Annotated in this window: 10 protein-coding genes and 1 pseudogene; 6 read left to right on the forward strand and 5 right to left on the reverse strand. The window is 45.2% G+C overall.

Annotated features, from left to right (window positions below):
- Positions 1-98: 98 nt before the first annotated feature.
- Positions 99-400: pseudogene (locus tag QY97_RS18135) on the reverse strand (NifU family protein).
- Positions 401-492: 92 nt separating this feature from the next.
- On the opposite strand from QY97_RS18135, the gene QY97_RS18140 reads away from it, so the two are divergent.
- The 4 genes from QY97_RS18140 to QY97_RS18155 all read left to right on the forward strand — a co-directional run bounded on the left by QY97_RS18140 (position 493) and on the right by QY97_RS18155 (position 5,216).
- A complete protein-coding gene (locus tag QY97_RS18140) occupies positions 493-831 on the forward strand; it encodes a YuzD family protein (protein ID WP_039231300.1) in 339 nt (112 codons plus the stop codon).
- Between the two features lie 146 nt (positions 832-977).
- Positions 978-2,336: a 4-aminobutyrate--2-oxoglutarate transaminase gene (gene gabT, locus QY97_RS18145; RefSeq protein ID WP_039231304.1), complete on the forward strand. Its 1,359-nt coding sequence runs from the start codon at positions 978-980 to the stop codon at positions 2,334-2,336.
- 75 nt (positions 2,337-2,411) lie between these two features.
- Positions 2,412-3,770, forward strand: coding sequence for a sigma-54 interaction domain-containing protein (locus QY97_RS18150; RefSeq protein ID WP_039231307.1), 1,359 nt, complete (start codon positions 2,412-2,414; stop codon positions 3,768-3,770).
- 12 nt (positions 3,771-3,782) lie between these two features.
- Positions 3,783-5,216, forward strand: a complete 1,434-nt coding sequence (locus QY97_RS18155) for an NAD-dependent succinate-semialdehyde dehydrogenase (RefSeq protein WP_039231310.1) — start codon at positions 3,783-3,785, stop codon at positions 5,214-5,216.
- Between the two features lie 54 nt (positions 5,217-5,270).
- Here the strand turns inward: QY97_RS18155 and QY97_RS18160 are convergent, their stop codons facing one another.
- The 4 genes from QY97_RS18160 to QY97_RS18175 form a co-directional block, all read right to left on the reverse strand.
- Positions 5,271-6,347, reverse strand: coding sequence for a Ger(x)C family spore germination protein (locus QY97_RS18160; RefSeq protein ID WP_039231313.1), 1,077 nt, complete (start codon positions 6,345-6,347; stop codon positions 5,271-5,273).
- On the reverse strand, positions 6,344-7,435 hold the full coding sequence (locus tag QY97_RS18165) for a GerAB/ArcD/ProY family transporter (RefSeq protein WP_039231316.1): 1,092 nt from the start codon (positions 7,433-7,435) through the stop codon (positions 6,344-6,346). Before QY97_RS18165 ends, QY97_RS18160 begins: the two co-directional genes overlap by 4 nt.
- An 18-nt stretch (positions 7,436-7,453) precedes the next feature.
- Entirely contained in the window at positions 7,454-8,959 is a 1,506-nt protein-coding gene (locus QY97_RS18170; protein WP_039231319.1) for a spore germination protein, read from the reverse strand.
- Positions 8,960-9,123: 164 nt separating this feature from the next.
- Positions 9,124-10,191, reverse strand: coding sequence for an NAD(P)/FAD-dependent oxidoreductase (locus QY97_RS18175; protein ID WP_039231322.1), 1,068 nt, complete (start codon positions 10,189-10,191; stop codon positions 9,124-9,126).
- 199 nt (positions 10,192-10,390) lie between these two features.
- On the opposite strand from QY97_RS18175, the gene QY97_RS18180 reads away from it, so the two are divergent.
- Both QY97_RS18180 and QY97_RS18185 read left to right on the forward strand, forming a co-directional pair.
- Entirely contained in the window at positions 10,391-10,627 is a 237-nt protein-coding gene (locus QY97_RS18180; RefSeq protein WP_039231325.1) for a YuzB family protein, read from the forward strand.
- A gap of 195 nt (positions 10,628-10,822) precedes the next feature.
- Positions 10,823-11,191 (forward strand): HesB/IscA family protein, encoded by a 369-nt coding sequence (locus tag QY97_RS18185; protein WP_039231328.1) that lies wholly within the window; start codon positions 10,823-10,825, stop codon positions 11,189-11,191.
- Positions 11,192-11,446: the final 255 nt, after the last annotated feature.

Raw genomic sequence — 11,446 nt, forward strand, 5'->3', positions numbered from 1 at the left:
ATAGCAGACGATAAAAATAATCTATTAAAAAAGGTTCCAAGCAAAATTTTATTGCTTGGAACCTTTTTGAGACTGGTTATGTCCCAGCCTCTTTATTATTAAAAGACTTGTTCTACTTCAACGACGCCTGGTACTTCTTCAAGCAATGCACGCTCGATGCCGGCTTTTAGAGTGATAGTAGAGCTTGGGCAAGAGCCGCATGCGCCAAGCAGACGAAGTTTAACGATACCGTCCTCTACATCTACTAGTTCGCAGTCTCCTCCATCACGGAGCAGGAATGGGCGTAATTTATCTAACACTTCACGTACTTGTTCTTCCATTTGTTGTGTTTGTTCCATGGTAATCGACTCCTTTCTCACGTTCTCCTCTTATTATAATAATTATAATGAAAAAAATCCATTGATTGATAAACATTTTCAGCGAATACATTCGCTTATTTCGGAACAGGAGGCTTCCTGATACAATGAGAAGAAGGATAAGGGAGGGAAAACGATGAATAAAGAAATCGAAATCACGGTGTATGGTATGGAGGAACTGTGTGCGAGCTGCGTCCACCTGCCGTCTTCGAGAGAGACGTATGAATGGCTTGAGGCGGCGATCAGCAGAAAGTACCCGAATCAGCCGTTTATAATGAGCTATATTGATCTTCAATCTCCTCCAGATGATGAAAAAAAGAGGGCATTTGCCAAGAGAGTCATTGAAGAAGATATGTTTTATCCAGTCGTGCTGGTTGAAGAGGTTATTGTCGGCGAGGGAAATCCGAAGTTGAAGGAAATTTATAAAGAGATGGAGAAGTATGGCTATAAAAACATGGAAGAGTTAAGCGGGTAAGTCACTTTTGACTTAATGAAGTCAAAAGTGACTTAAAAGCACCCCGTGTGGATTTAAAAATAGCTGCCTGGCCTGCCTTTTGCTTTGGCACACTTCTTGCTATATATCTTGCATAAGTCTTTCCATTAAAGATAAGGGGGATTACAATGACTAGAAAATTTGCTAAAGTGACAGGAAACTTGCCAGGAGAGAAAGCAAAACAGTTATTAGAAAGAAGGGTTCAAGCGGTTCCGCAGGGGGTAGCCAATGGTGTGCCGACTTTCGCTGAGAAGGCGGAAGGAGCATTGATCCGTGATGTAGATGGCAATACATTTATTGATTTTGTAGGTGCTATTGGTGTTATGAATGTAGGCCATTGCCATCCAAAAGTAACCGAGGCTCTTCATCAGCAGGTGGACCAGTATATACACCCGGGCTTTAATGTGATGATGTATGAGCCTTATATTGAGCTGGCTGAGAAGTTGGCTGCAATCGCACCGGGAGATCATGAGAAAGAAACAATTTTCTTTAACAGCGGAGCAGAAGCGGTTGAAAATGCAATCAAAATTGCCCGTAAATATACAAAGCGTTCAGGGGTTGTTTCATTTACACGAGGCTATCATGGGCGCACGCTTCTTACGATGACGATGACGAGCAAGGTAAAGCCTTATAAATATGAATTCGGCCCGTTTGCTCCTGAAGTGTATAAAGCGCCATACCCATACCAATATCGCCGTCCCGACAGCGTAACGGAGGAGCAATATGAGGATTTAATTATTCAGCAGCTTCATGATTTCTTCGTAAATGATGCAGCACCGGAGAGCATTGCGGCCGTTGTCATGGAGCCTGTCCAAGGAGAAGGCGGGTTTATCGTTCCGTCTAAGCGGTTTGTACAAGAAGTATACCGCATTTGTCAGGAACACGGCATTGTTTTCATTGCTGATGAGATCCAAGCGGGCTTTGCGCGTACGGGCCGTTACTTTGGCATGGAGCACTTCGATGTCGTGCCTGACTTAATCACAGTGTCAAAATCAATGGCAGCTGGCCTGCCGATCAGCGGTGTAATTGGCCGCAAGGAAATCATGAGTGTATCTTCTCCAGGAGAGCTGGGTGGCACATACTCTGGAAGCCCGCTGGCTTGTGCAGCAGGCCTTGCCGTTCTGGACATTATTGAGGAAGAGAAGCTAAATGAACGTGCTGAAGTACTAGGTAAACAAGTAATGGACCGTCTTCGCCAGTTTGCCGAGAAGTATGAGGCAATTGGTGATGTCCGGGGACTTGGCTCTATGTGTGCCATGGAGCTCGTGAAAGACCGCCAGACAAAAGAACCGAACAAAGAACTGACTTCCTTTATTATTGAAGAAGCGAATAAACGCGGACTGCTTCTGATGAGCGCGGGTGCATACGGTAATGTTCTTCGCCTGCTGATGCCGATCGTTATTACGGACGAACAAGCACAAGAAGGTCTTGATATTTTAGAGGAATCACTGGAAGCCGCAGTATCACGTCAGTCCGTACAGGTTTGATGCCGAGTAGATGAGTTTATCTCCTGAGCGCTTGTTTGTTATAATACAAGTAATGCTGCTCAGGAGGAACTTATTATGAACCAAGCCCGTGATTCCGTGTACGAAGAGTTATTTGATATTTTTGAATTGTCGTTTGATGAAATCCTTGTCACGAATGCGCAAGGTGTAGTGATCCGTGTCAATGCGACGTGCCGGAAAAATTATGAAAACACAGCGGGAGACCTGGTCGGTAAACATGTAAAAGACTTGGAGGAAATGGGCATTTTCTATCCGTCCGCGACCTTGAAAGTTATTGAAAACCTGCAGCCGGTTGAATTGTTTCAAACATCTGGCAACGGGCGCTACTATCATGTACGCACGAGACCTGTTTTTCATGAAGACGGTTCATTGAAGAGCGTGATCAGTTATTCGCGTGACTTAACAGAGATGATGCAGCTTCGCAACAAAATTGAAGAGATGGAAGATGAGCTGGCTACATACAAGAAAGTGTTGAAGGAGCCGCTTGAGTTTGATGGATTTGTTTCTAAAAGCGGACAAATGGCGAAGGTGATGCTTCTCGTACGCAAGATTGCTAAAGTAAATTCTACCGTACTGCTTTTAGGGGAAACGGGAGTTGGAAAAAGCAAGATTGTACGCTCCATCCACCAGTTAAGCGAAAGGCGAGAACAGCCGCTGTATGAAATCAACTGTGCTGCCTTGCCAGAGCAGCTGATTGAATCAGAGCTGTTTGGCTATGAGGGCGGAACCTTCACCGGCGCTTTTAGAGAGGGAAAGAAGGGGCTGATTGAGCTTTCTAACAATGGCACCTTATTTCTAGATGAAGTAGGGGAGCTGCCGCTTGCTGCTCAAGGCAAGCTGCTTCATGTGCTCCAGGAAAAGCAAATCCGTCCGGTTGGCGGCAGGAAGCCGATTTCGTTAAATTTACGGATTATCGCAGCGACGAATAAAGACTTAAAGCAAATGGTCGACCGGGGCAGCTTCCGGAGAGATTTGTATTACCGTCTAAATGTCGTGCCGATTGAGGTGCCGCCGCTCCGTGAAAGGAAAGAAGACATTATTCCGCTGACGTATCACTTTCTGGATTATTTTAACCAGATGCATGAAAGTAATGTTCACTTTTCGCCGAAAGTGCTGGACGCCTTCCTGCAATTTGAGTGGAAGGGCAACATCCGTGAGCTTGAAAATATGGTCGAGCGGCTAGTCGTGACGAGCGATGAAATCGTCACTTTAGCTGATTTGCCGCCGGAGATGCACCAGCAGGGCTTAGGAGAACCGCAAGCAACCTTGCCGGAGCTTATAGAGGAATTCGAGCGGAAGCTCATTGTAGAAGCGTACAGTGAGGAGCCATCGACCTACAAGCTGGCAGAGAAGCTTGGCATTAGCCAGTCATCGGCTGCACGAAAGGTAAGAAAATACGTGGAGAATAAAGAATAGGGGGAGAGCGAAATGGAAAAGAAGGATTGGAAAATTTATATTAACGGTGAGTGGGTAGGTGCTCAAAAAACAATCGATGTGATTAACCCTGCTACAAACGATGTTATTGCTACGATTCCAAACGGTGGAACGGAAGAAGCAGAGCAGGCTGCAGATGCTGCCTATGAAGCATTTAAATCCTGGTCCAAGCTGACAGCAGGAGAGCGTTCAAGCTATATCATGAAATGGCATGATCTAATCGAGAAGCATACAGAGGAAATCGGCCAGATTATGACGCAGGAGCAGGGGAAGCCGCTTCAAGAGGCAATTGGTGAAGTAACAAGCGCGAACAGCTACCTGGCCTGGTTTGCGGAAGAAGGAAAGCGAGTGTATGGAGAAACGATTCCAGCTTCCCATCCGCATAAGCGTCTATTCGTGCGCAAAGAGCCGGTTGGTGTCGTGGCAGCGATTACGCCATGGAACTTCCCGGCAGCCATGATTACAAGAAAGGTAGGACCTGCTTTGGCGGCTGGCTGTACGGTTATGGTGAAGCCGGCTACACAAACACCGCTTACAGCCATTCGTCTAGTAGAGCTTGCAGAAGAAGCAGGCATTCCGAAAGGCGTCATCAATATTGTTACAGGAAGCGCAAGTAAAATCAGCGAGGCATGGATGAAGGACGGGCGTGTGCGAAAAGTATCCTTCACAGGTTCTACAGAAGTTGGGAAGCTCCTTATGCGCAGTGCTGCAGATACTGTGAAGAAAATCTCTCTTGAGCTTGGCGGCCATGCTCCGTACATTGTCACAGCAAATGCAGATATCCAGAAGGCAGCAAAGGAACTGATCGCTTCTAAATTCCGAAATGCAGGACAAACATGTATTTGTGCGAACAGAGTGTACGTTCATGAGTCTGTTCAAGAGGAGTTCGCTGAAGCCTTCAAGCAGGAAGTAGAAAAGCTGAACGTAGGCAACGGATTGAACGAAGGCGTGGATATCGGTCCTCTAATTGATGAGCAGGCAGTTGCTAAAGTAGTCAGCCAAATTGAAGATGCAAAACAAAAAGGTGCGAATGTCTTAACTGGCGGCCAGAAGAGAGAAGGAGAAAAGGGCTTCTTCCTTGAGCCAACTGTGATCACGAATGTCACAGATGATATGATCTGTATGAATGAGGAAACATTTGGCCCGCTGGCACCGATTACGCCGTTCAAGACGAATGAAGAAGTGATTGAGCGCGCGAATAACTCTCCATACGGCCTTGCTGCGTATGTCTTCAGTGAAAATATTAAAGAAGCTGTAGAAATTTCAGAAGGGCTTGAATACGGGATCATCGGCTTAAATGACGGTGTACCGACAACAGCGCAAGCTCCGTTCGGCGGCTATAAAGAAAGCGGACTTGGCCGTGAAGGCAGCCGCTATGGCATTGAAGATTATTTAGAAATTAAATACATTGCCTTGAACCTAGCTTAATTAGCAGGGCCAAGGGAAAGAGAAAGACTGCCTGAAAGCAACAGGCAGTCTTTTCTATCGTGTAAGACCTGTATTCTGAATGGTTGTGTCTACACGTACTTCTATTGGAATCGTCGGGTAGGTTCCCTCCCACTTCGCTTCATTGAAACTCCGGTAATGGCTCCTTGCTTTTGAACCAATGGCAAGCGGGTCGGCGCCCAGTTCTTGAAAGTGTTTGGTAAGTCTTTCTGTCTTTTTCTTAATTTCTCTTGCCCATGCCTGTTCTAGTTCCTTGATCTCTCCGTGATTATCTAAGTGCAAGCCAGCGGCATCTGATAATCGACCTTCCACTGATAACTGAATCGTCAATCGAGGGCGTTCTTGCGGTCCGTTAAATTGATAGTCTGGCTTGGAAGCAACGTTCATGAGGGCAACGTAATGGCCCTTGTAGCTGACTTCATAATATCCCCTTGTTGAGCGTTCAAATAAGACCCTGAATAGATAGCTTTCTCTAAAGGAAAGCTCATCTATGTACTGGTCATCTTTAAAAATGGCTAATCCCGTAAAGCGAATATGTTCTTCTGTTTGTTCGAGAATAGGTAGGAATGGGTCTTGGCCAAATCCATCCAGCTGATTCATGAGGTTATGAAGTTCCGTTGAGGGAGCCAGAGTCTTTACGTTCTTCTCTAACAGGTCCATAATATAGGAAGAAGGCATTTCCCCGTTCCTATAAGAAGAGACCAGCATCTTTTCTGCGCTTCCATCCACTAGTGCCACTTGTAAGTCCCTTCCGAGCTGAGGACTGCGTTCAGCGGGGTCCATAACCTTTCGAATGCCATGCTTGGCTAACTCCTTGCTGAATAAATAAACCTCCATGCGTCCGACTCGAAGAGGACGCTGGGACTCTCTTTGAAACTCTTGTACCGCAATTTGCGGTGTACGAGCCGTAGCGGTAAAATGAACAGGAATCGGTTTTGGATCTTGTCCTGGCGGATAAAGCGGCGCTGTGGCTGTACCTTTTACCATCTGTTCATCAACGTAATCAAGCCCCAATGCTGTAATCAGCTGTGTATCCTCCAGGATAGACGGATCAATCGATTGGCTGAATACAATAACTAATACAAAGATGGTCCAAAATAACACTTTTTTCATCGTTGTCCCCTCAATTTGTGGTAAATGAGCTGATATACATATAAAAAAGGAATGTAAATATACATCACATACAAGCCAGCTTCATTAATGAAACGCAATAGCCGTTCAGTGTATGCTGGTTCTCTCAGGAAGGCGCAAAAAAGAACTCCCAGAAATAAGAAAAATACAAGACTCTTCTTCTGACGGATGGCAAACAATTGCTTCAAGCCCCGGGTAGCTGCCCAAAGGTATAAGCACAAGTTAGGCAAGATGACAAATAGCCATAAAGCTACGCCTAGATACTCCAACCTTTCCATGAAAGGGAGATCAACAATTTTCCATAATGTAAGGGTAGGCCAAAAGACCTCAGCTAGATGCTCTTTTGTGAAATACATAATCGAAACAAGTGCAGCAGCTAAGTAGATGAAGGTGGAGGCTGCGGAACCTAACTGTGCCCATTTATGGGACTGCGGTGCCTGCTTAAAGAACGGATAGCAGAAGAATAGGATTTCAAATCCAGAGTAATTAAGAGCCATTGTCTTAGCTGCTTTGGCTAACGCTGTGATGGGGTAATCGAATATCGGAAATAAATAAGTGATCAAGCCTTCCATGAGTGGAAATACTTTCAACAACATTAATGGAATGGTGAGGAAGAAGCTAATGACACATAGACCGGCTACGATCCGAAAGCCGCCAATCACATACAAATAGACAATGGCTGCAATGATCAGGGCAACATACCAGTTTTGGATTTGTGGAAACATCCAGAGCTGTATCACCTCAATGTAAGTGCGAAGTGTTAACACAAAAATCATAAACAAGTACATGATGAATAAGAAGCTCAGCAAGCCTCCAATCCACTTTCCGAATAACTGACGGTGGATAACAGTAACGTCATTTTCTCCTTTGTTCAATATCTGGTATGTCATCCATATGAGAACATGAGTAGCCGCGGCAGCCATCAAAATGGATATCCACATATCCTGTCCGGCATCCTTCACGAGGTTGCTTTCAAAACTAAGAATGGCTACTCCTACTTGTACGGTTACAATTACGTAGAAAGCAAGGTAAGGAGAAACCTGTTTATCTTCACCGGGTAAAGGCAGCATGGTCTTTCCTCCAAATGATTATTCATCAATATCTAAGTCGTTTTTAGTGTTAGGCTTTGGTTTCGGCCTGAATTTAAAAGGCTGCTCAGGCCGCAATTCCATCGGACGAGTGATTTGCTTATCGAAGGGCAAGCGTATAAAAGCATCCTTTAAGTCCTTCAGCCGAACCGGATAGACGGGAGCCAAGTAAGGACGTCCAAGTGATTTGATTTTCAGTAGATGTGCCAGTAAAATAGCGGAACAGATGGCTATTCCGAAAAAGCCCAGCAGGCCCGCGCCAATCAAAAACGGAAAGCGAATCAGCCGAACGGCGTTGCTAATCTGGTAAACGGGTGTCGTAAAGGAAGCGAGAGCAGCCAAGGCGACAATAATCAGCAGAATATTGCTCGTTACTCCCGCCTGAACAGCGGCTGTTCCAATAACGATACCGCCTACGATACCGATTGTTTGGCCGACCTTTATGGGCAGCCGCGCGCCTGCTTCTCTAAGCAGCTCAATCGTCAATTCCAGAATGATGGCCTCCATGAGAGGAGGAAAGGGAATGCCTGCACGCGAGGCAAATAACGACGTTAAGACATCCTGTGGAACGACCTCGTAATGATACGTTAAAACAGCGACATAAAGCGGTGTTGATAAAACGGAAAACACAATCGCGAATAGGCGGATGAGACGGAAAACCGTGGCCATCTCCCAAATCGTGAAGTAATCTTCAAACGCTGTGAAGAATTCCGTTAGCGTCGTTGGCCCGGTTAGTGCGCTCGGTGAGCCGTCGACAAGAATAGCGACCTTTCCTTCCGACAAGTCACTTGCGACCCGGTCAGGCCGTTCCGTATCTACCATTTGTGGAAAGGGAGAGCTCGGATTATCAGCAATCATTTGGTTAATAAATGAAGCATCTACAATCTTGTCGTAAGTAATGTCGTCGATGCGCTGGATGACTGTATTCACGTTCTCCTGTGAGACAATCCCATCAATATAGACAACCATGACACGTGTTTTCGTCACATTTCCCACTGTAAGCTCTTTGGTTTTGAAATCAGGCGTAGGCAGCCGTTTACGGACGAGCGTAACATTCGTCTCAATAGATTCAACAAAAGACTCTTTTGGTCCGACAACCGTGTACTCGGTTTCAGGCACTGATATTTGCCTCGCCTGAACATTGGCAGCCGAGATAAGCAGGCACTCCGAAGGGTCTTCCTCTTTATAAATAAGGATATGCCCGCTCATTAATTTGTCCCGGATATCTGAAATTTGGCTTGTGATCGTCATATTTTCAATAGGGACGGCTTCTTTTATCTCCTCAACAGTCGACCATTCTTTTTCTTTTTCTTTCAAGGTATCTAGAACGCTCGTCTGTAGCACCTTTTTATCTACTAATGTTTGATAATAAGAAATCGCAAAGGGAGACTGTTCATGAAACTTGAAAGTCACAAAGTCGGACGACTCCGAGCACTTCTCTAGTAAAGCGGCAAGCTCACTTTTAGAGGGAGAGCGCCATCCTTTTTTGAATCTTTCTTTTTTCATGACAAAGCTCCTTTCTTAGCTTGCTGTTCTGGAAGAGAAGCACAATAGCGACCTTCGAGACTTCTTGCTTTAGTATGAGCAAGCAGGAGAAGATTTATAAGTTTTTAGGAAAGAAAAAAGACAGGTGCATGGACCTGTCTAGGATTCGTGTATTCATTTAACGATTATCCATTATGGAACTTGTACATCCAGAGAACGCCCGATTTCAAGAAGCGGGCCACGCGTCCGGTAATGGCGCGGTCTGCTACAAAGCCAAAGCCTTGTTTCTTACCGAGAGATCCAAGCACACCTTTCAGCTTGATTTCTGGCAGCGTTTTAGGGAGCGGTTCTCCCTTCCATCGCTTCAAAAGAACTTGTACGATCTGTTCAGCCTGTTCTTCCGCAAGCTGGGCGCTTGGTGCGTGAGGCAGGCTGGCACAATCACCGACTACGTATACATGCTCGTCTCCAGGGAGATTATGATATTGAGTCAGCTTAATCCGATCCGAGCGGTCCTTCTCAACTGGCATGCTGCGTACTACATGGTTCGGCTGGATGCCGGCTGTCCATACGACTGCATCGGTATCATAGGCGTCTTCGTGATTATAAATGGCATTTGGCTCTACTTTTGTGATATTAGCATTGTTGATCACTTCTACCCCGTGGTCGACAAACCATTTATGAATGTATTTACTTAGCCGTTCAGGGAAGTCTTTCAATATACGAGGACCGCGGTCAAATAATTTAATATCAAGATCTGGGCGGCTTTCACGAAGCTCACTCGCTAACTCGATTCCGCTTAATCCAGCACCGACAATGCTGATTTTAGAGCCGGCCGGCAGGTTCGAAAGCGTCCGGTATGTTTCGCGTGACTTGTCGATAGATTGAATGCTGTGAGTGTACTCAGCTGCACCCGGCACGTTATGATATTTATCTTCACAGCCTAAACCAATGACTAAATCATCGTAGGGAACAGGCTCTCTATCTTTAATGACCACTTGTTTATTGTCCAAATCAATTTCTGTTACTTCCCCGTACACGTATTTTAAGCGCGGATGCTCAGGGAAAGAGACGCGCACTTCATGATCAGATACGGTTCCCGCTGCCAGAGCATAGTACTCGGTTTTTAAGCTATGATATGGGAATTTGTCTACTAATGTAATCGTCACATCTTCAGGTAATTGGTTTGGCAATAGCCTCAGTAACATGCGCATATTGCCATAACCACCGCCAAGCAACACTAGATTCTTCATATGTAGTTCTCCTTTTGTCCAATGCGTATTTAAGAGTTCATTTGCTTAGATACATTAAATAGGTAATGATTTATTCTGCCAAGTTGAGTATAACTAAATGTGGCGTTTTTCACAACCGACTTAATGAATTTTCAGCGAGAAGTTTTGACCTTTTCAGCAGGTGAAAGTGGTAGTAGAATAGAGACTAGAGGTGAAAACGATGAAACCGATTGTCGAATTCTGTATCAGCAATTTAGCAAATGGCGCGCAGCGGGCGCTTGAGATATTAGAAAGAGACCCTAACTTAGATGTAATTGAGTATGGCTGCCTAGGTTACTGCACAAGATGTGCGGAAGGGCTGTATGCTTTAGTGAATGGAGAGCCGGTCGAGGGAGAGACTGCTGAGGCACTTGTTGATAATATTTACCAGTACTTAGAAGAGAATCCGATGTTTTGATGGAGCAGCCGGCTTTTATTAAGGGCCGGTTTTTCCTTTGGCCATCCTCGTTCACCCTGTAGTTGTGAGGAATAAGCTATGTCTTCTTCTGCTTATTCATCCGTCTAGACAGCTTGGTTTTTAGAGCGGATGGGTTGAGAAGGGGCCATTTCAGGTATATACTAATAATAAAGATCAAGGAATGGAGGGGTTCCATTGCAAGAACAGGAAATTGTAATAATTACGGAAGCAGCAGCTTTTCAAATAAAAGAAATGATCAAGGAAAACGAGGAAGAAGGAGCAGTACTGCGTGTAGCCGTACACGGCGGCGGGTGCAGCGGTTTGTCCTATGGCATGGGCTTTGATCATGAATTAAAAGAAGATGATATCCAACTTAGCCAGCACGGCATTGACTTTGTTATCGATCAGGAAAGTGCACCTATCCTGAGAGGCACAGTGATTGATTATAAGCAATCACTCATGGGTGGCGGATTTACGATTGATAATCCAAATGCCATCGCTTCCTGTGGCTGCGGTTCATCATTCCGCACGGCTACGAATACTGGTACACCGGAAAGCTGCTGATACCGACGGCATCGGCCATTGCATGGGGCCAGAAAATGCCGCAATAAATAGTCACAGTTGAGGTATTCATTTGAGTGAAAACAACCGCAAGCAGGGCGGTTTAGAATGATGAATGATGATCTCCTTTAACGATTTATAAAAACGTTAAGGGGGGTCATTTTTTAGGCTCTATAATATTTGTTGGGGTTTAAACAAAATTTTGTGTGCATAAAAAAACACGCAAACTCCTCATTCTTTTATACTTGAATTGTCGAG

The organism is Bacillus thermotolerans, from assembly GCF_000812025.2.
Classification (GTDB): domain Bacteria; phylum Bacillota; class Bacilli; order Bacillales; family Domibacillaceae; genus Quasibacillus; species Quasibacillus thermotolerans.